Annotated in this window: 18 protein-coding genes and 3 pseudogenes; all 21 read right to left on the bottom strand. The window is 45.3% G+C overall.

Annotated elements, in window-relative coordinates; all coding sequences use genetic code 11:
• Positions 1–1,020: a polysaccharide biosynthesis protein gene (locus AC15IQ_RS09010; RefSeq protein ID WP_483178650.1), complete on the bottom strand. Its 1,020-nt coding sequence runs from the start codon at positions 1,018–1,020 to the stop codon at positions 1–3.
• A 192-nt stretch (positions 1,021–1,212) separates the two neighbouring features.
• Positions 1,213–1,500 carry a hypothetical protein gene (locus AC15IQ_RS09005; RefSeq protein WP_483178649.1) on the bottom strand — a complete coding sequence of 96 codons (288 nt, stop codon included), beginning with the start codon at positions 1,498–1,500 and terminating at the stop codon, positions 1,213–1,215.
• A 133-nt stretch (positions 1,501–1,633) separates the two neighbouring features.
• On the bottom strand, positions 1,634–1,888 hold the full coding sequence (locus tag AC15IQ_RS09000; RefSeq protein WP_483178648.1) for a UDP binding domain-containing protein: 255 nt from the start codon (positions 1,886–1,888) through the stop codon (positions 1,634–1,636).
• A 344-nt stretch (positions 1,889–2,232) separates the two neighbouring features.
• Positions 2,233–2,970 carry an RNA-binding protein gene (locus tag AC15IQ_RS08995; protein ID WP_483178647.1) on the bottom strand — a complete coding sequence of 246 codons (738 nt, stop codon included), beginning with the start codon at positions 2,968–2,970 and terminating at the stop codon, positions 2,233–2,235.
• A gap of 128 nt (positions 2,971–3,098) precedes the next feature.
• Entirely contained in the window at positions 3,099–4,445 is a 1,347-nt protein-coding gene (locus AC15IQ_RS08990; RefSeq protein WP_483178646.1) for a PAS domain S-box protein, read from the bottom strand.
• Positions 4,438–6,906, bottom strand: a complete 2,469-nt coding sequence (locus tag AC15IQ_RS08985; protein ID WP_483178645.1) for an HD domain-containing phosphohydrolase — start codon at positions 6,904–6,906, stop codon at positions 4,438–4,440. Before AC15IQ_RS08985 ends, AC15IQ_RS08990 begins: the two co-directional genes overlap by 8 nt.
• Before the next feature lie 263 nt (positions 6,907–7,169).
• Positions 7,170–9,470, bottom strand: a complete 2,301-nt coding sequence (locus AC15IQ_RS08980) for a PAS domain S-box protein (RefSeq protein ID WP_483178644.1) — start codon at positions 9,468–9,470, stop codon at positions 7,170–7,172.
• Positions 9,471–9,678: 208 nt separating this feature from the next.
• Positions 9,679–10,827 (bottom strand): hypothetical protein, encoded by a 1,149-nt coding sequence (locus AC15IQ_RS08975; protein WP_483178643.1) that lies wholly within the window; start codon positions 10,825–10,827, stop codon positions 9,679–9,681.
• 467 nt (positions 10,828–11,294) lie between these two features.
• A pseudogene (locus AC15IQ_RS08970) lies at positions 11,295–11,515 on the bottom strand (NAD-dependent epimerase/dehydratase family protein); the annotation flags it as partial.
• Positions 11,484–11,954, bottom strand: coding sequence for a VanZ family protein (locus AC15IQ_RS08965; RefSeq protein WP_483179046.1), 471 nt, complete (start codon positions 11,952–11,954; stop codon positions 11,484–11,486). The gene AC15IQ_RS08965 and the pseudogene AC15IQ_RS08970, both read right to left, overlap by 32 nt.
• A 27-nt stretch (positions 11,955–11,981) precedes the next feature.
• Complete coding sequence (locus tag AC15IQ_RS08960) at positions 11,982–13,130, bottom strand: phosphomannomutase/phosphoglucomutase (protein ID WP_483179044.1); 1,149 nt, start codon at positions 13,128–13,130, stop codon at positions 11,982–11,984.
• Between the two features lie 453 nt (positions 13,131–13,583).
• Positions 13,584–14,861, bottom strand: coding sequence for an IS110 family RNA-guided transposase (locus AC15IQ_RS08955; RefSeq protein ID WP_483178642.1), 1,278 nt, complete (start codon positions 14,859–14,861; stop codon positions 13,584–13,586).
• A gap of 104 nt (positions 14,862–14,965) precedes the next feature.
• Positions 14,966–15,205, bottom strand: a complete 240-nt coding sequence (locus AC15IQ_RS08950) for a hypothetical protein (protein ID WP_483178641.1) — start codon at positions 15,203–15,205, stop codon at positions 14,966–14,968.
• A gap of 62 nt (positions 15,206–15,267) precedes the next feature.
• Positions 15,268–15,735, bottom strand: a pseudogene (locus AC15IQ_RS08945) (glucose-6-phosphate isomerase); the annotation flags it as partial.
• A gap of 73 nt (positions 15,736–15,808) precedes the next feature.
• Entirely contained in the window at positions 15,809–16,264 is a 456-nt protein-coding gene (locus AC15IQ_RS08940) for an ATP-binding protein (protein ID WP_483178640.1), read from the bottom strand.
• Between the two features lie 92 nt (positions 16,265–16,356).
• A complete protein-coding gene (locus AC15IQ_RS08935; protein ID WP_483178639.1) occupies positions 16,357–17,427 on the bottom strand; it encodes a site-specific integrase in 1,071 nt (356 codons plus the stop codon).
• On the bottom strand, positions 17,379–18,347 hold the full coding sequence (locus AC15IQ_RS08930) for a tyrosine-type recombinase/integrase (protein ID WP_483178638.1): 969 nt from the start codon (positions 18,345–18,347) through the stop codon (positions 17,379–17,381). The genes AC15IQ_RS08935 and AC15IQ_RS08930 overlap by 49 nt, the downstream gene beginning before the upstream one ends.
• Complete coding sequence (locus AC15IQ_RS08925) at positions 18,337–18,816, bottom strand: tyrosine-type recombinase/integrase (RefSeq protein ID WP_483178637.1); 480 nt, start codon at positions 18,814–18,816, stop codon at positions 18,337–18,339. Before AC15IQ_RS08925 ends, AC15IQ_RS08930 begins: the two co-directional genes overlap by 11 nt.
• Positions 18,773–19,087, bottom strand: coding sequence for an ATP-binding protein (locus AC15IQ_RS08920; RefSeq protein ID WP_483179042.1), 315 nt, complete (start codon positions 19,085–19,087; stop codon positions 18,773–18,775). Before AC15IQ_RS08920 ends, AC15IQ_RS08925 begins: the two co-directional genes overlap by 44 nt.
• 74 nt (positions 19,088–19,161) lie before the next feature.
• Positions 19,162–20,688 carry an IS21 family transposase gene (gene istA, locus AC15IQ_RS08915; RefSeq protein ID WP_483178636.1) on the bottom strand — a complete coding sequence of 509 codons (1,527 nt, stop codon included), beginning with the start codon at positions 20,686–20,688 and terminating at the stop codon, positions 19,162–19,164.
• Positions 20,689–20,776: 88 nt separating this feature from the next.
• Positions 20,777–21,064: pseudogene (locus AC15IQ_RS08910) on the bottom strand (hypothetical protein); the annotation flags it as partial.

Below are 21,064 nucleotides of genomic sequence, written 5' to 3'. Positions count from 1 at the left end.
CTAATGCCTCCAGTTCCTCAGCTCGTCCTGCACAAATGCGAGCGACAGCAGAATCTGTTTCACCTCTTCCACGGTCAAACGCCGGGTATTGTGAGAGGTATATTCCTCCGCAGCAGACAACTGCACATCGCCGTCATAGAAATACTTGTCATAATTGAGGTCGCGCTTATCGGCCGGCACCCGGTAGAAATCGCCCAAATCCTCGGCCTGCAGATACTCCTCCTTTGTTAGCAGAGTCTCATACAGCTTCTCCCCGTGGCGGGTCCCGATGATGCGGATCTCATTTTCAGCCGCAAACACCTCTTTAACCGCCTGGGCCAGATCCCCCACGGTGCTAGCCGGGGACTTCTGCACCATGATATCACCGGCCTGAGCCTTATAAAAGGCGAAAATGACCAGGTTCACGGCGGCATCCAAACTCATCAGAAACCGCGTCATATTAGGGTCGGTCACCGTCAGGGCCTGTCCATTTTTGATCTGCTCGATGAACAGCGGAATCACCGAGCCCCGTGAGGCAATTACATTGCCGTACCTGGTGCCGCAAATCAAGGTGCGCTCCGGTGACACCGTGGCCGATCTGGCCCGCATCACCTTTTCCATCAAGGCCTTGGACATTCCCATGGCATTGATCGGATAAGCCGCCTTGTCGGTAGACAGGCAGATCACCTTCTTGACCCCTTCGGCTATGGCTGCGGTCAGGACGTTGTCCGTACCCAGTATATTAGTCTTGACCGCCTCCATGGGAAAAAACTCGCAGGAAGGCACCTGTTTTAAAGCAGCCGCATGGAATATGTAATCGACCCCATGCATAGCGTTCTTTACACTCTGCAGGTCGCGCACATCCCCGATATAGAACTTGATCTTATCATTCTTAAAGGTTTTGCGCATATCATCCTGCTTCTTCTCATCGCGGGAGAAAATGCGGATCTCACCGATCTCAGTGTCAAGAAATCTCTTCAACACCGCGTTGCCAAATGAACCGGTGCCACCGGTAATCAAGAGGGTTTTGTTTTTGAACATTATCAGTCACCTCATTAAGCCTTGTATTAAATACTCTCTAAGTTCTCTACATAAATGCTATCCTCGTAACAAGGGTAATATCACTTCGGATTTCCGGAGAACCAGCTTCACTCAAGGCCAGCCATATAGCCGGATATAAGAGACGATACCAAAGCCAAATTCATTCATATGGAGACTTATATGGCTAATTGACTAAAGTGTCAGCGTACTCACCCACTCCCAATTCTCCTTAGCCCACTCAACCGAGCGACTGATCCCTTCAGCCTGGCTAACCGTAGGCTCCCAATCCAAAAGCCGTTTGGCCTTGCTGATATCTGCCCAAGTAGCTAATATATCGGCCTTGTGGAACTCCTTATAAATCTTATCGGCATTTTTGTCGGTGTACTGTTCTATTAACTCAATCGCTGTTGACAGCTTATCGGGATTGTTCCATGAACTGAACTTTAGGATGCATAAACCAAACGGACTAGAGGATGGCATCTGCAAGTCTCAAAGGATTTAATAGGTATATTTCAAAAATCATTTATCCCAATTACCGTGCAGCTTGCTCAAAATTTCTCTGTAATTCATTTTAATGCCCTAATAACGGTGGGTTCGATCCTAATGAGTGTTGTTATTCACTAGCTACTGCAGCTTCAGAAAACGCATTAGAAATATTAATATTAGGTCTTCCTATAGAATAGTACTCTATTCCAGCTCTATACATATCTTCTACGTTATATATATTTCTTCCGTCATATACCAGAGGCGTTCTCATGAGTCGCTTGTATGTAATAGGCTCTACTGCCTGGATCTCTCCCCATTCCGTAAAGAGAAAGCATACATTAGCACTTTTTAAGGCTGCTTCCGGGTTTTCAGCATAGGTCATAGCTCCCCTTCCAAGCCTACATAGCCTGTTCCAACTACTGCAATCTTGTACATGATTCTTCCTCCTTTTCCCCCCCAAAAAATATAAATATAATACAAATATAGTTTTTTTATAATAAAACACGATAACACTAGCTCTCTATGCTTCACATTCAAGTAATTCTAAATCACTGTCAACCAAATGCTCCACTGTTAAACAATACTACAATATCATTGAACGTACCACTTAATGAACTTAAACTTGCAATATGAATGCAAATGTGACAGATGAGGACGGTCCTTTTTTTTTGTCAACTTTTTCAAAGTAGACAAAAAAGGACCGTCCCCATCTGTCACCCCCATCTGTCACTCTTTTTCGAACCAATTTAGGATCAGTTTGTAGAATAGTGGATAATGAGCGAAAATAATCAACTGGGCGGCGTTCCAGAATTCTTCCTTCACAAACCGGTAAGCGGCAAATACATTGGCCAAATGCCGGGGGTTGATCAGATCGTCAATTACAATAACGCTGTCTTCAATAATATCCTGTTGATGCAACCTTACCGCAAAATATACGAATGCTATGGCGGTCTTGTTAATCACATCCAAAGGATGCCGTTCCAAACTGGCTTTGGTTGCACCGGTGGTGGCATCGTTTCCAATCCAGTATTTAAAACCCCATTTGTCACGATACACCTTGATATCCTGGCACCCCGAAAAAAACCTCATCTTTTCATTAAACAAATCGATGTCGATTGATTCCTTCAAGGTAAAGGTATGGTCTGTTTCGTCCCAGCTTATATGCTCAGCAACGAACTGCTCATTAAACACCTTGACACTTATACGGGGAATTAAATCAGCCGACTGGTTGACCAGGGTTCCATCAGACAACTCAAATACATATTCAGCCCCCGGGAATTCGCTTAGACTATCCCGGTGCTCCAAGACTCTGAAAAGTCTAGTCAAGGCAGTTTTGCCGCTTTGGGAAAAACCAGTGATAACGGTTCTGCTTTTTAAATCCATATAAGGACAGAAGGATTCTTGATCGGATTGCAAATGGCCTAGTGCATTTATAGAGTGAAGGCGTTTAATAATGATTGCCATTTATGAAATACTCAGCCCCTCCTCACCGGTTGGTACGGAATTCCAGTAACATCAACCGATCTCATCAACACCATACATCATTTGCTAAAATTAACGAAAGCACCGGCACTCGGAATCAGCTTCGAGATCTAATCGATCGCTACTTTACCGGCTATGACAATGTACTCGATATTACCATTCAGATCAAGCAGCGCAAAATTCTTCAGTTCCATTGCTTGTGCTCTTCCGGTAGCAGTTTTCCAGTTCTGTTTGGATTCTATCATCCCCTTATCAACAACGATATTCTTGAATATATGCTGAGTAATCTTTCTTTCACTTTCGAGGCAGAGAGCATCCCAATACTTCATACCTTTGACCTGTTCGCAGTAAAGACCGGTAGCATTTTCACAGTTGCGATTTATGGCCAAGACAGTACCAGTAATCTTACAAATCACAATAATAGACTCATTATTAAGGGTTTTAATCAAATCATTATCAACATATTTCTTGGTAACATCCACAAATGACAAAACCAGCTTGCCATCTTTTCTAAGGCGGGAAGTGTTTATGATAACGTCACGAATATTGCCAAACCGGTCAACGCATTGAAGTTCAGCATCACCTGGTTTCTTGGCCAATTCGCTGTATGACAGCATTTCCAAGAAATCCGGCAGAACGAGAATAGAGAACAGTTCCTGACCGATGGCTTCATCCCGCGAATAACCGGAAAAGGCCGCAAACATCTTATTACAGCTGCATATTGTCAAATCAGGCTCCAACACCACTACAGGCCAACTAACCATATCATAGACGTTTCCTTCAAATACTTCAGATTCGGCCTCTGGGTTGTTGCTAAATTTTTGCGCCTCATCGATATGATCAAACTTATCAATACCGTGTGCCTCACCGATATGATCAATCTCTTCAATACCGCGCGCCTCATCGATATAATCAACCTTATCAATACCGCGCGCCTCATCGATATGATTAATCTCTTCAATACCGTGCGCCTCATCGATATGATCAGCCTTTTCAATGTGGTGCATGTCCAAGGAAACGCCCATTATTTCCCAATCCACCTTATGACCTATAAGCTGTATTTCCTTTATGACCGAATCAGAGACTTTGGTATAAATGAAACGGCACCAGTTTATTTCCCCACTGGAGCCCTTATTATCGCACCGCAGTTCAGTCACAGAAGGTTTGTTGTCCAAAGTTCCCACCAGCCTGGATAATTCATCCCGACTCTTGTTCAGCAGTGACATAACATTAATACCTAAGATTTCTTCCTGCTCCTTATGGAAATAATCACAAAAAGCTGCATTGGCAAAAGTAATCGTGCCATCAGATGCGAATCTGCAAATCAAATCAGATTGGCTGTCGATAATTGAACGGTAGCGGTCCGCAAGCTGCATTATCTTCTGGGCGGCAAAGTCTGTATCCGTATATACACCGGATAACACCTTGTTTTTTAACTTCCCAATAATATTACGCATCAATACGAATCTCCTTTTTATTATTTACATTGAGGAGGTAAGCATCGGTTCTCGCAACCTCAATAAAGGCGTCCACCACGTCTTCATCGAACAAAATGCCCTTTTCTTTAATAATCTCTTTTAGTGCGGCCCTGTTGCCCCAGCCATCACGGTACGGGGCATGGAACAATATGGTATCGAAGACATCGGCAACAGCTAAAATACGCGCTTCCATTAATATGTCACTTCCTCGCAGACCCGCCGGGTAACCGCTTCCATCCATTCTTTCGTGGTGCTGCAAAATAATCTGGGAGACCGGCCCTGAAAACTCAATGTTCTTAGTAATCTCATATCCGACCTTACTGTGTCGCTTGATGATATTTTGTTCTTCCATCGTCAATTTGCCGGGCTTTTTCAGAATGCTAAGGGGAACGGAGATTTTCCCGATATCATGTATCGATGCAGCGGCTTGAATGGCCTGGACAGACTTTTCAGGCATACCCAATGTCTTAGCAATCGCCATCGCCCTTTGGGTTGTCCTAAGCGAATGTTCAGCCGTGTAAATATCAAACATTTTCATGGTAATAATCAGTGATTGTATAATTTCTTGCAAAAATCGCTGCGATTTCTGTTCAGATTTTTCATTGATGCTCTGATAATACCTATTTAGTACCTCGCCTTGAATACGCAGTTTTACCGTTTCCATGATCTGCCCAATTATGTCAGCGACGTTTCGCAAGGCCTTTTCAGCATACAAGGAAAGATTGAGATTATTTTTCGATCCGATGCATAAATACCCCAGCAGCTGGTTATCAGACATTATTGGAAAAACCAGAACTGACATCAATCCCCTTTGCTCCATAAATTGGCTCTCGGCATCAGAAATTGTAGAGCTTTGATTAATATAGTGCAGGGGATTATTCCTTAACAGGAAAAGCCAGCGGTCAACAATACTTTCATTATCTTCTTCAATGTTTTCGATTGCTGGATACTGAACATCTATCTTCTCACTGTTACTGATGATGTTTACCTGGCAGTATTCTATGGTAAGCAATTCCGTTATTTCCCTGATGGTATCCTCCAGAAACCTTTTCAGCAAATCGTTGTCGGTAACCAACCTGGCCCTAGTGAGTACGCTGCCAACCATATCCTGAATGCCGGTATGTAATTCCAGCTGTTCTGATAATTCATGTGTGGCTGAAATATCATGAAATTGAAAGATTTTTGCATTCAATTCGGGATCAGTAATCAAATTGCCCTGGCAGTACTTGGGACCTAGCCAGGAATTGAGACTAAATTTCATGGTAATGCAGTCAGAGCCCTGCTGCAAGGCCTGTTTGAGATGCTCAGCATCAACCGCTGACAAATAAGTAAATATTTTCTTTCCTTCTAAGTGCTCATATGGAGAACATAATAGTGAATGAGCACAATTATTTCCCTCCATTATTTCCATGTCTGCATTCAGCAGTACAATAGGAAAAAAGGCATTATTAAATACACTTGTTGATAACCTTTGAAAATGTTTTAGTTCATTTGTTAAGGTTTCTATCCGATTTTTTGCCAATAAAAGATTTGTTTTGTATTTATACAGCTTGCCGGACTTCTTTTTCATGGCCTTGTTCAATTCTTTATAATTATCTAACAAATGAATTTCTTTTAATTTATGTTCGGTAATATCCCATCCGACTGACTGTATTTCCTGTAAATTGCCGTTCTCATCGAAAAATCCCTTGTGTCTCCAGCACAACCATTTTATTTCACCATTGGCGTCGGTCAGGGATAATTGTCTCATACTACTGGATAAATCCGGGTTTATTGACTCTAATACATCCGCAACTGTTTGGTGCTGTATCTGATCTACCTGGTGTATAAATTTAATGCCTAACAATTCTTCCTGAGAATGGCCTAAAAGTAAAGCTAAACTATTATTTACATAGAGTATGGTGGTGTCAGGCAGCCAGCGGATGATAAAACCTTGCATATTCTCAACAATATCCTGATAACGCAGTTCCTTAAGCTCCACTTGATTTTCCATAAGCGCCTTCTCGGTTATATCACTGGCGAAGCAAATCACGAAAGAGACAGTATTGTTCAAGGCCACAACCGGAATCAATCTCATCTGCAGACAGCGCCTCTGAGGCTGTGTGCCCTGACACTCCACATTAAAAAAGATTTCTGTTTTATGCTCAATCACAAAATCGAGCTTTTCAATTATTATTTCTGCGGCAGCCGGTTCAAAAACCTGGTTGATGGTCTTTCCAGTGAAGTCTTCGATAGATGAACCGAAGAAGTGTTTATGGGATAGATTGGCATAAGCGTAAACATCAAATTCTATGAATATACATACCTGTTCTTTTAAATGGTCTAAAACAACGGTGTCGTTCATATTTAACAGGCTGTTTTTTATTCTGTCATAATATATTCCCGGATTTTCAAATTCCAGGATAGAGTTATTCAAAAGATGCAGATTTTTGTTTTTCATCAGTTTCACCGTCGCTTCGAATTAATTATGATCGGCAAACTATAGGTAAATATTGTTGTATTGATCTACGATGGGTCTCATTTTCCCGGCCTATACTTCGTCGAATTTATGTGATTTTTTTAGGATTTTCCTCATTAAATGATCAATCTTACTACTATTATGGAATATTTTCAATACATACTGTATTATAACGGTATGAATGGGCCATTTAACGTTGTATTTTATCATATTTTGTTGATTAGCACCTGGGCTTAAGATTCTAATCATAAGCCCCGGGCTTCAGCACGGATGTCCAAATCGTATTTCACCAGATCAATGAAACGCCGGGCCAGTTCAGGGTCAAATTGGGTGCCGGCACATCTGCTGATCTCCTGCAAAGCCTCAGCACAGGACACCGCCTGTTGATACAGCCTTCCACTGATCATCACGTCATAAGCGTCAGCAATGGACAAAACGCGGGCAGGCAGAGGTATCTCTTCGGCTTTCAATTTGAGTGGATAGCCGGTCCCATCCCAACGTTCGTGGTGGGTCAGAATTGCTTCAGCGATCATCGACAGCTCTGGACTGGATAAGGCAATACGGTATCCGATTTCCGTATGTTTCTTCATCAGTTCCCATTCTTCCGCTGTCAGCGGCTCGGGTTTCTCCAGCACGCTGCTGGGTATGGCGATTTTTCCGATGTCATGCAACTTGGCCAGCAGAATTAAATTGTGGATTTCTGCTGACGGTAATGCCAAAGCCTGCCCCATGGCTTCTACCAGCCTGCTCAGCCTCTCGGTATGAACCTGGGTTTCGTGGCTTCTCATTTCCAGGGCATTTTCCAGGGATTGCATAAAATGGCTGCGGTTGCTTTTACTATCCAAAAGCTTGGCCCGATACATGCGGTCTTCGGCTTCCTTGCTCAACTCCTCCACACTCTGCTCCAGGTCGCGGCGCGCACTTATTCCCAGAGATATGCTTGCCTGTACCGGCAGCCCCGGCACTTCAAGGCAGCCGGTTCTGATGCCGGCGCCGATTCTTGCTGCCTTAATCTCATCAGTGTTGGGGAGCAGCATCACGAACTCGTCGCCGCCCCAGCGGGCTACTATGTCCTGAGAGCGGCAGAAGCGTTGCATGACTTCGGCCACCCCCTTAAGCAACAGATCTCCGGTGTGGTGGCCAAAAGCATCATTAATCAGTTTCAATCCGTTGAGATCGCCTACGATCATGCTCAACGGCATGTATTGGGGTTCCGCAAAGCGGTTCATCATTTCTTCACAATAGGCCCGGTTAAACAAACCCGTCAGTTTGTCGTGATAGCTTAAATAACGTATCTCATTTTCCGCCTCTTTGTCTTTGGTAATGTCTACAGCTACTCCAAGCAGAGAAGGTTGGCCGTCGAATTCAACCATAGTGGTAGACAGGTCAAGCCAGACATCTTTACCATGCTTGGCCGCCAGCACGAACTGCAAACGCTTGATTTTGTCAGGGCTGGTTCTAAAGGCAGAAAGCACCCGTTGCCGGTAATTGCTGTGAACGATATCGAGGGGAGATAAGGCCAAAAGCTCGTCCCGGGTGTAACCGGTAATAGTTTCTGCGGCATTATTGACGTATATCACTTTTCTTTTTTGAATGACGAATATCATCGCCGGCGCTAAAGCAGCCAGGGTTCTAAAATTCTCCTCACTGCTGCGCAAAGCCGCTTCCGTTTTCCATCGGGCGGTTACATCGCGGATTGATTCAATAGCCCCGGTCACTTTTCCGTTCACATCGAATAATGTCGAAGCTTTGCCGAACAATCTGGCCCCTTCGGGACCGATATTAGGACAGAATTGTTCACCAATGATAACGTTGCTGTTAGGTCCGGCCGGCGCGGAGTGCATACTCTGCTGCTGGTATTGCTCCAAAATCTCATCGATCAGAATGGGACACCTTTCCCCATAAAACGGCAAGGCATATTCATATTGGCCTCTGCCCACCATATGCTCCGCTTTTATGCCGGTCATTTCCTCCATAGCCAGGTTCCAGTGAATGACCCGGCCTTCTATGTCAATAACAAAAGTGGCATCGGGGAGGAAATTGATTATACTGTGTAAACGCTGTTCGCTTTCCTTCCATGCCATTTCGGCTTGTTTGCGCTTGCTTATGTTGCGGGCGATACCCTGCACTACGTGGGGTTTTCCGTCCCGCATCACAATATGCGGACAATTCTCCAGGGGTATTCTCTGTCCAGCCCTATTAATAATCTCCAGTTCATGGGTAATGCTTCGGCGATTCCCCGGGTCCCACTGCATGTAATCCTTTATTCCCGGCCAGTATTCCTCAGGAACAATATCAAACACTGACAGATCCGGGGTATCCTTCAGATTATAGCCCAGCAGGTTTTCACCGGCCCGGTTCAGGGAAAGAAATTTCCCCTCCAAATCATGCACATATATGATTTCCTGGGCATTATCAAAGAGTTCTTGGTATTCCCCAAGCTTTCGCTGGATTCTATCTAATTGCTGCAAGGCTTCGTTCAGTCTGTGATGGGTGTTTATAAGCTTTTGATGACAGCTCAATATGTGACAGGAATTTTTCGACATCCCATGGTACCTCGCACTTCTATCTTGACATATATATATTTCATTATTGGTCCTAGCGTAAATATCCAAAGGTTGTGATTTTGGGCAGTAATTTATCAGTCGTTTTAGGACTTAGATAGGATTATTGTTTAATACACTTCCACATGGCGCAATTCTCCGGCAACCAAAGGGTTCCGGAATATAAAGGGATTTATCGAGGGGGGTTAGACTACACCGACAAATTCAACGAGTTATGCCTATACTCAGCTGGTTCTTTTTGATGCGGCATGGATTCACCCCGTGGGTATTGGTCCTGTTTTTCAGCGCCATAATAACCCTTGGCCACTTCGATTTGAGTGTGCAGAGCAGTCTTGCGCAACGCCAGGGAAATAATGGCGGTAATATTGCGCAGTAGTTTTTCCGCTGAAGCCCAGCTGCCGGTATGCTTGGAACCGACACATAAATAGCCGGGCACCTGGCTGCCCATGGGAATAGGCAGAATTATGGCCGATCCCAGCTTATTGGCATCCAAGAACTGGTCTTCTAACGATGAGGTGGTGAAACCACGATGTATATAATGCAGCGGAAAATATCTCAATTTAGAAAGCCAGTAATTCAGTATTTGTTTGTCGCATTTCTGCTTCAAGTCTTCTTTGAGCGGATGACTGGCATATATTAATTTATGATCACTGAGTATACATACGTGGCAATGTTCTATATTAAGCCACTTCACAATATCGGCAGTAATGTCCTCAAGAAATATCCTTAATAAATTGTTGTTGGTAACCGTGTGTATACTGGTCAAAGCATGGCTCAATGTATCGTGGAATGATGACTGCAGATCAAGCTGCTCCGCCATGCGGTTTTTAGCGGTAATATCCTTGAAAAGCAAAACAAACTCGTCTAATATGCTGCTATAGACCAGATTGCCCCGACAATGGCGCAGGCCTTGCCAGCTGTTTATGACGAATTCAATATTTATGCATGATTCTCGGTTGGTAAAGGCCTCATAAAAACTTCGCGCATCATGTGCTGATAAATAATCGGCCAGCTTTTTTCCTTCCAAATATTCATGGGGCGCACAAAAGATCCTACGGGCTTTGTAATTGCCCTGTACCATCTCCATACCCTTTAGGACCACGGTGGGAATACAAGTGTTCTTCAGTATGCCGTATATCTCGCTTCTCACACTATTGACTCCGCGGCCTGGCGTTTCTTTCATTTCCTTAAATTGGCTGACAACATCATGCATGTAGTTTTCCAGCAAGTGTTTTCTTAACGCGATTTGCTGACTTAATTCCCGCAGCTGTTTAATTACATGCATTTGCCGTTCTGCAGCATATTGGCTATTAAGATCTTCAAACCCCTCATGTGACATATATTTTCCGCCTAATGAATACATTTTTCTATCTCAACTATATTGAATATTGTTGTTTTTTGTAACCGGCGGACAGTCTCATTTTGGTAAAATTATTTGTCTGAATATTAAGGACCTTTCTAGGACCCATGAAATGGGGTGACAGATGGGGACGGTCCTTTTTTGTCAACTTAACCGTTGACAAAAAAGGACCGTCCCCATCTGTCACCCCATCTGTCATCATCTGTCATCATCTGTCACCATCTGTCACCCCATCTGTCATCATATGTCATCATCTGTCACCATCTGTCAATCGGGGCTTACCAACAACTCAAATTGCTCCCTTGTGTAAAAGTTCAACAATTTAAGATACTCCAGTGCTCCCCGCTTCAGGTTCTCCCGATTTTGCCACCAAAGCCCAGCATTAAAATTGTCATACTCAGTTGTGCAGGATATAACCTGGATACCATCCACCTTCGGATAGTCATACCGAAAATCCTTAATTTCTCTAGTTTGCCTTTCGCAACTTGGGTAATATAGGGCATAAGATTGTTGGGAATACCGATAGGTACTTCACCGTCAGTCCGCTTTGATGGGCTCCCACGGAATTAAAATACCGCAAGAGAGCAACCGACCAATCCGGATTTGCTTTAGCGACATTAGTAAGAATCCGTGCACTAATCCCTTTGCTTTCGCCATAAGGATTGGTGGCCCACTACCATAAGCACCCCAAAAAGTGCACCACAAAAATCGAGAAAAATGTCTGAAAACTGAAACCCCCTGCCGTCCATAAAAAGTTGGTGTAACTCATCGGTCGCAGCATAAACGGTGCAAATTAGCAGGGCAGTAATAACCTTCACTTTCAACTTAAATTCATATGGAATTAGGGTACACATGCACAATATTCCCAGTATAAAATACATCAAAATGTGGGCTATGTTTCTGACTACATATTGTAAATTAACCACTATTTCTTTCTGCTGAGCCTGCGACATATCTATAAATTCCGGCATAAATATTGGAATCAGAATACGGATAGTATGACCGCTAAGTTGGTTTGATTCAGTTGCCGTCTGTGCCGACAGAAAACAAATAATCCCCATCCAAAATATTACTAATAGCCAGAGTATGAAACGTTTATATGTCATATTCAAACTGTCCGCTTCCAATAAATCTTATATCATTAACCCTGATAGATCAGCCACAGTATTGCTGGCCAAGAACTGAAACAAATCAGACTTGATTTCCTCTAACGCCTCTTTGGTGTTGCCTTCACAGCGAATAATCAGCTCCGGCCCAGTATTTGACGCCCTAACCAGTCCCCAACCACCGGGGAATATAATGCGCGCCCCGTCAATATCTATGACTTGATGTGATCTACGATAATGGTTTAATACACTCTCGACTATGGCAAACTTCTCTTTATCACCGCACTTGACCCGGATCTCCGGGGTTGCATAATAAACCGGGACATCGGACAACAATTCGCTAATGTTCAGCTCACTATTGGATAAAATCCGCAATAAACGGGCTGCTGCGTACAGAACATCATCATATCCATAATACTCGTCGGCAAAAAACATGTGCCCTGACATCTCGCCGGTGAAGATGGCTCCAATCTCCTTCATTTTGGCCTTTATCAGCGAATGCCCGGTTTTATAAATAATCGGCCTGCCCCCTAGGCGCTGGATCTCATCGACTAAGGACTGAGAGCACTTCACCTCCACAATGCAATCCAATCCGGGGTTTTTGGCCAGGATTTCACGCCAGAACAAAATCATCAGGGTGTCACCCCAGACGATATCCCCATTAGGCGCCACTACTCCCAACCGATCCCCATCTCCGTCAAATCCCACTCCCAGGTCGGCATTCTCCTCCTGTACCACTTTTATCAGGTCCTGGCAGTTCTCCACCTTCACCGGATCAGGATGATGATGCGGAAAAGACGCATCAGAGTCGCAATACAGTTCCACCACTTCACAGCCCAGGCCACGTAGCAATTTGGGCGCAATATACCCTGCGGTTCCGTTTCCACAATCGACTACTACCTTTAGGCTTTTCGCTCCCAATTGGACGCGAGAAGTAATAGCCTGCAAATAATCATCAGTCACATCCGTAATCGTCAGATGGCCGCTTGTCAGGCTATTCACGTGTGATCCCGCTTCTGCCATACGGGCGATGTGCTGTATTTCTTCACCATATATAGTGGATGATCCCAGCAGCAGTTTGAAACCATTATCATGACCAGGATTATGGGAGGCGGTAATCATAATTCCGGCATCAATTCCCAGATGAATGGCAGCATAATAAAAAACCGGAGTAATAACCTCTCCCTTAATAAACTAAGCCTTACTTTAGATATCGCTTGTTTTCTCACAATTTCATTTTGATTACGGACAGCCCATCTCTTGTTTGTTACATCTTTGTGTAATTATGGATAATGGTGAGTATGGTTCCCTAAGCCGCTTGGTTTCTTGTATTGTGGCCAGTGGGATTCCACACCATCTCCTGGCAGCAAACCTCCCATGTCTTCCTGGGTCTAAAAGCCCTTAATTCCTTCGTCCTGCCTATCCAAGAGGTGGAACGTCAGTCATGCTCCTAAGCGGGGTCGTTGCCCTTATGGATAAATTCAACCTGACTGTCCCGGCTCCCGTTTTATCGTGTTTTTGGTTCTTGAAACTTCATTCATCGCTACTTACTGAGTGGCTGCGGGTAGCCATTCTTCATGCTGGCAATGATGTGGGAACAATTGCTATGTTAAATGACCCCATTGCCTTTTAAGCAGCTATCCTAATTGACTGCTCCATGTCGCCCAGCATCTTCTCTGGGCTGTAATCAACGCCTTTGGTTAGTATTGCAAAGAAAACCCGAATCAGTTTGCCGCAGAGTGCGATTATGGACTGCATCTTGTTGAGCGGATTGTTTTCCCGCATCAGGTTTCTTTGATGAAGTAGCCGAAACTCTTGGTTTTTCCCCAGCATGGCGATCATGGAAAAGAATAAGCTGTGCCTCAGGCGTCTTCTACCCCTACGGCTGATAGTGGTCTTTCCCTTGTGCTTACCAGAACTGTTCTCTACCAGGTTGAGTCCAGCTAACTTCTGTATTTGTCTAGGGTCTTGAAATCTACTGATATCGCCTACTTCGCCGACAAAGGTGGCTGCTGTGATTAGGCCAACCCCTTTGATATCCAAAAGTTTGTCAGCATTGGGTATTTGCATCAGCAGTTCCTGCATTAGTTGTTCTAGCCTGTCGTATTGCTGGCAATACAGGTCATATTCTGCTAGCAGGTTTTGCAAGCTGGCCTCGGAGGCCACTTTACCGCTAACTCGGCCTACGCTTCTGCTTGCCACCTTAACCAGTGCTTCTGCACGTTTAAGGCTGGCGCGCTTCATTTGCTTTCTCCACGTCTCTACGATTCTATCTACGCCTAGTTTTACAACTTTCTCTGGTGTTGAAAAGCTTCTGAGAGTTATCAATGCTGCGTTTCTTCTCCAGTCCTTAAAGACTGTTGTAAACTCTGGAAACCGGATGTCTAGCCACCTAACGACCTGATTGTAGATAGAAGTCAATTGCTTCTGCAGCCTTTCCCGTTCCGATACCGCCTCTCGTAGTTCTTGATAGAGGTCGTCGGGTATGTACACTTCCCGATAACGCCCATCTTTCACTAACATGGCGATTGTTTTCGGGTCTTTACGATCGTTCTTGGTAGGGCTATTGTCATCCAGTTCCTTCGTTCGTTTGACGTGGAACGGATTGACTATGGCCAGTTTATGGCCTTGGCGTTTGAGATGATCCCCTAGCGTAAACCAATAATGTCCTGTGGGTTCGAAGCCGACGATGATACCCGTCTTTTCTTGCTGCTTGCATATATCACGCATCCACTGACCCAATCGCTCAAATCCTTGGTCTGTGTTGCTAAATTTCAGCAGCCTGGCTAGCTCCATCCCTCTGTAATCAAAGGCTCTTGCGTAGTGGGTCTCTTTGCCAATGTCAATTCCAACGACCAGAGTCTCAAATTTGATTTGCGAAATCTTTTGATTTTGTGTATTTTTCATATAGGGACGCCTCCTCAATCTTTTGTTTTGTGCCTTTCTGTGGGGATCAGCACAATTCAATTGTATTGATGGGCGTCTCTTTTTTCAAAGATCGTTCTTAAGCATTACAGGAATGCTCCTATATCTACAACATCAATACCATTTTCCAGGCAAACCTTTACCACGATATCTCGAAATTGCAGAGAAGAAGCACGATTATCTCTGCCCACAATCAGCGTGTGTCTGCCGTTGTCATGAATATGGGCACAAAAGGCAGCCGTGATTTGGGCTGCCGTATCATTATCCAGCTCTGTGCCCACCCTTCCCCTTATATCATACTGGCGAAAAATACTCGGACTGATCATAAATTCTACTCCCCCGCTTACCCTTATTGTGAAATCTTCTGAATTAGATTAAAGAACGCATTTTATTTACCCAAGAGCTTGAACATATTGCGTTTGTAGGCTTCCACCCCCGGCTGATCAAAGGGATTAACTCCCAACAGATATGCACTCATGGCACAGGCTTTTTCGAAGAAATACACCATGTAGCCAAAGTAATGCGGCGATAACTCCGGTATATTGATGACAATATTAGGTACTCCGCCGTCAACGTGAGCAGCCAGAGTCCCGGCAAAGGCCTGTTCATTGACAAAGCCCATTGTTTTACCGGCCAGGTAACCAAGTCCCGTATCCTCTTGGGCTCTGTTCAGGGTGAGTTCCGCTGGCGATTTCTCTATCCTCAGGACGGTTTCGAAGACATCCCTTCTGCCCTCTTGAATATACTGACCCATAGAGTGCAAATCGGTGGTATAGTTCAGACAAGCTGGAAATAGGCCCTTACCTTGCTTGCCTTCACTCTCGCCAAAAAGCTGTTTCCACCATTCCCCGAAATATTGTCTTTGTCAATTAAAAAGTTTACCACCGCGCTCATGAAAAAGTTGACCACCCAGGGTAAAAAAATAATAGTTAGGCGGGTCGTGACTGACGCTGCCTCTTCACGGTCTGTTTGAGCCGGAAACTCTCGCCGTTGGTAATCAGGATATGGGCGTTATGGGTGATCCGATCCAAAAGAGCCGCAGTCATCTTTTCATCACCAAAGATCTGATTCCACTCGGAGAATTCAAGGTTGGTGGTAATGATCATACTGCCTCTTTCATAACGGCTAGAAAAGAATTGAAACAGAAGTTCTGCTGAACGGCGGTTAAACGGGATATAGCCAAGCTCATCAACGATCACTAAATCGTAGCGCAGCCATTGTTTCTGGTATTTTAGTAGCCTTTTCTCACTCTCCATTTCAGTCAACTCATTCACCAATCCGGCGGCTGTGTAAAATCCAACCTTGTAGCGCAACTGGCAGGCACAGATGCCCAGGGCTATTGCCAAGTGGGTTTTGCCGTTATGTAAAGCTTTACATAACGGCAATTATGCAAAGTTATTCGTTATGTAAAGAAGAAAACAACAGCCCAGATGATTCATGCGGCTGTTGTTTGTTAACTTTGCATAACGATCAGAGTTCAACGGCAAAAGTCCCGCAGCCAATTCATCAGATCCTTGTCTTCACTCCATTGGGGGATATCCTCGGTAATCAACTCAGGGTAAGACTGTTCCAAAGCTTTTCTTTTGATCTCCGCATCAGCCCGCGCATAAATCTCCGTTGTGATGACATTTACATGACCTAAAAAGTCTCGGATGTAGATAAGGTTAACATTGGCCTGAAGCAAATGCATGGCCTTGGTGTGGCGAAAAACATGCGGCGAAATGATCTCCGGAAACAAGGCATTCCCATCCAGCTTTGCTTTGGCAAAATACTTCTTGATGATGTGGGTCACTCCGGCCCTGGTCAACTTCTTGCCCTGCCGGTTAAAAAACACCGGTCTATCCAGAGATGCTGTATTATCGAGAAGTTTCTGTTCTTTTAGATAGCATTCAATGATGTTTTTGGTTTTGGACATAAGCGGAACATATCGTATTCTTCTTCCTTTCCCGGTCAATTTGACCGTGGCGGGCTCTACCAGACGGATATCCCTAACGGATAGGTCGATGATTTCCTGAACACGAGCACCGCTGTCATAGAGAAGGGTCATCAATGCCAGACCTCTCCTACCGCTGCTGGTTTTCGTGTCCGGTTTGGCCAGAATCTCCTTCAAAGCTTCGGTCGACAGATAATTCATCGGCTGATGGGAACCCTTCTTGGCCGGAATATGGATGATTTTTTGGAACATTAAAAGCCCATCCGGGACTTCTGCCTGCAAGTAACGGAAAAAGGCTTGGATTCCAGCCAGACGTTGGTTCCGTGTACTAATGCCGCATAACCGTTCCTTTTCAACCCAGTCGAGGAATTCGCAGACCAGTTTATCTGTCACCATAGCCAAAGAAAGACTTTCCGGCCTGATCTTCTTTCTGTCGCGGCAGAACTGGATAAACAGGCGAAAGGTATCCCGGTACGACTTGATTGTGTTCGGACTCATGTTGCGCTGGCCGGGGAGATAGAGGGATAGATACTCCGTCAGGTATTTGGCGAAATCCGTGCCTGGCATCACGCATTCACCTCCGGCATCACCCAGGAGAATTTCTCTTCCGTGCATTTGACGATATCCGGGTACAGTTCCGCCGTAAGGCGCAGGTAGTGCTGGGTACCTCTGATTCCGGAATGTCCCAGGTATGCGGAAAGGCAAGGCATTGCCGTGGTCAGATCCGTGCCAGCCTTGACCCAGTTGCGCAGGCAATGAACCGCATAAGTGTGCCTAAGATCATGGATCCGTGGGCCTTTCCCCCGTCCTCCATGTGATATTCCAGCTTCCCACAAGAACTTCCTGAAGTATGCATACACGGTACGTCCGGAATACTCTCCGCCATGTGGCGCTGGGAAAAAACAGGCGGAATCTTTCCAAACAGGATATCTCTCCATCTCCGCCGCGTATTCCCTGCACCACTCATGTACGGAACGACTCAATGGCACTAGGCGTTCCTTACCGAACTTGGCCTTCCTGATGAACAGAATGCCTTCATCCAGATCCACATCCTCCTTTTTCAACGCTAACGCTTCTGACACCCTTAGCCCGCAACCATACAGGATCCGGAACAACAGCGGCAGGACCAAGTGCTTGTGTGGAGATGCTATACTGACTGTGCAACTGTCCGCCCGCTGTAGTAGAGTGGCGATTTCCCTGTTTGAAAAAATGTAGGGCTGGTAATTGCTTTGCCAAAATGGCCTCGATCTTTTCGGATAAAGATAGGCGGTATAGCCCTGTCTGATCATGTATTCAGCCAGACCCCGTACGATGCTGATCCTGTGCGAACGGTTGCGTTCGGACTCGTAGGATCGCTTTTCCGTCCACTTCAGGACAAGTTCCTTATCAAAGGTAGGCCCTGAATAGCCCATCTCATGGTACAGCTTCACCACCTCACGTAGTGAGCGTTCTTTCTTGTCACACTTGTAGCCGAGTGCCCTCTGCTCTGCAATGTAATCACCGATGATATCCGGAAGGCTTGTCCTACCCGACATTATCAAACACCTCCTCCGGATCCAGGGCACACTGACGTAGCCTCTTGATATCGATATGCAGGTATACATCGGTTGAATTAACACTCATGTGACCGAGGATTTCAGAGATCACCGGCAGCGGTGTGTTCTGTTCCAGTAGGGTGCTTGCCAGTGTATGCCGAAGCGAATGTAATCCCTTGGGCACATCGCGTGGCACCTTGACCCCCGCCCTGCGGATATGCGTGACAAGGATCCTGTTTAGAGCGGCATTAATGCCGAATGCCTCAAACGGCGCGTTGTGCCGGACGAACACGAAGGGTGAGTCTGTTACGGGACGGGCGTTTTTCAAGTAATCGATAATTGCCCAGCCCACATCTTCCAACATGGGCAACACAATTGGCTTCTTGGTCTTGCTCTGCACGAACTCGATGGTGTTCTTATCCCATTTAAGGTTTTCCAGCCGCAGGTCCTTGATGTCTACAGCCCGCAAGCCGAGCCTTGCCGGTACCGGAGTTGCCAGCCAGGATAACATTCTCCTTGTCCTTTATGAATTGGCCCCGGGAAAGGGTTAGTACTTTGGGTTGGTTAAGGCTTGGTATTTGCTCGAAATCAAAGCTGTCCAGAGTCTTTTTCAAGGGAAACCTAGCCTGGTTGATTAACCTTCTTACCTGGTTTTCTTCTCGTTTATTCACCTCGCGTTCCAGAAGATTAAGAAGGTATTCTTCATAGCTTAAGCACTCGCTTTCCGCTTGCCGAGCCAGTTCTTGATAGTTCTGGCCAACAGTGGGTAGTTTTAAAGTCTTAATATATTCCTTGAGCCTTGCCTCAATGTCTACTATGCTGCACCTCCCTTTAAAAGTTGGTCAAAGCAACTGAGATTGGGCGGTTTGACGCTAAATTCAGATATGTCCTTTACCTGTTCCCAGCTCATGCTACAGGGCGAGTATTCTGCCGTAGCAAAGCTGTCGAACAGGGCTTTAATGCCATCATAGTGATAAACGGAACAGTCCATGGCCATTTGCAGAATTTCATCAATCACCTCCGGCCCATGTTTAACTCTAAGTTTTAGTATTTTTACAAACTCAAGGTTGGCTTTATCGTTATTTTGTCTGAGTATAGCCAGGTACTGGTGGTATATCTCCGGCAAGCCCGCCTCTTTGAAAGCCTTGGCGTGGTTTAGGGCGTATGGCTTGCGCTCCAGTACATCAAGATAGTGACTTAGGTCGAGTATATCCTGGCCTCGCTCGTAACAACGAGGATGAACTGCTATCAACTGGTCTTCGTAGAAGATATGGACTTCATTTACATAGCTTTTGATATGTATCCGGCACCGGGCATAACGACTGGGTACTGAATAACGGTTGTTATCAAAACGCACCGTGCTTTCCTTGGAGCTTTTGGCAGGCACCACTACACAACAGTCAAAGGGGTACCGGGGCAGGGGCAGCAACAATTGTTTCTCCTCTTTAAACACCTCCGCAATAGTCTTTTTAGTATGAGGTACTATCCTGGTCTGGCGTAACTTTGAAAGCTTCATCAGTATCAACTGGTTTAGCTCGTCAAGGGAAGCTACCTCGGGGATAGGAACCAGGATGTTTCGTCTAAGATAGCCTACCTCGTTTTCGACCTGGCCTTTTTCATTTCCCCGCCTCACATTACAGAACTCAGCCTCGAAAAGGTAATGGGCTTTGAAGGCCATAAAGGCATCCTGTTCTTTACGATCCTTTCCCTGTAATACTCGGGCTACCGCAGTTTTCAGATTGTCGTATACGATAGTTTTAGGGATTCCCCTGAAGTATTCGAAAGCCTGCTTGTGACCTTCAAAAAATGCCTCCTGACGGGCTGAGGGAAAGGCTACCATGAACGGGTCGCGGCTACCCGATAGTTTCATCACGAAAAGATAGACCTTCTGGCTTTTACTCTGCAAAATGACCTCGGCTTCACCCCAGTCTACCTGAGCGTGGCTGCCAAGTTCAAATTGCAAAGGAATGAAGACTTCTTGTTTATCGTTCCCTAATTGCTTTTTAATTTCCCTGACACAGTGCCTGACAGTTGATTGGCTGCCGGTAAAACTATGTTCTTCACACAGTCGTTCATATATCCTAGCGGCAGTGTGCCGCTGCTTTTTCGGCCGGTTCTCATCTTCTTGCAGCCAGCTAGTGATGATGTCCAGGTATGGCCCCATGACCGGCTTTTCTTTGATCTTTGTCAGTGTGTATTTGGGTATGGTGGGCACTTCCTCAGCAATCACTTTGCGTATGTACTGCCGGGAATGCCCGGTCTCCTTGGATATCCAACGTATGGATGCTCCTTCAACAAAATGCATTTTCCTGATATACTCTTTGGTGGCCATCCCAATCATTCCTTTTCCTCCTGCAGCTTTGGTGTTTGCACAACTCATAGCTTACAGGAAAGGTTGGTTGGGGTGGTCAACTTTTTCGTTATCGTTTTTAACTTATGTGGTCAACTTTTACGTTATCAAAGACAGGGGGAATGCCGCCATAATCATCTTTTCGCTGCATAGCATAAGGCGGGGAAGTAATAACGCAGTTTGCTTTTTCCCCTGCCATCAGTTTTTCTACAGCTTCTATGTCGGTGCTATCTCCACAGAGTAGGCGATGTCTTCCCAAAAACCAAAGAGTTCCCGGCTGAGTTATAGATTCAACCGGCACTTCCTCATCAAAGTTATCTTCCTTTACTTCTTCCTTGAGGCCTAACAATTCATCTATCTCCTCGGC

The sequence above is a fragment of the Syntrophomonas sp. DTU019 genome (genome assembly GCA_913757435.1).
In the GTDB taxonomy this organism is placed as follows: domain Bacteria; phylum Bacillota; class Syntrophomonadia; order Syntrophomonadales; family Syntrophomonadaceae; genus DTU019.
Note: the sequence above shows the minus strand (reverse complement) of the source record. Positions and strands in the feature narration are given on the sequence as shown.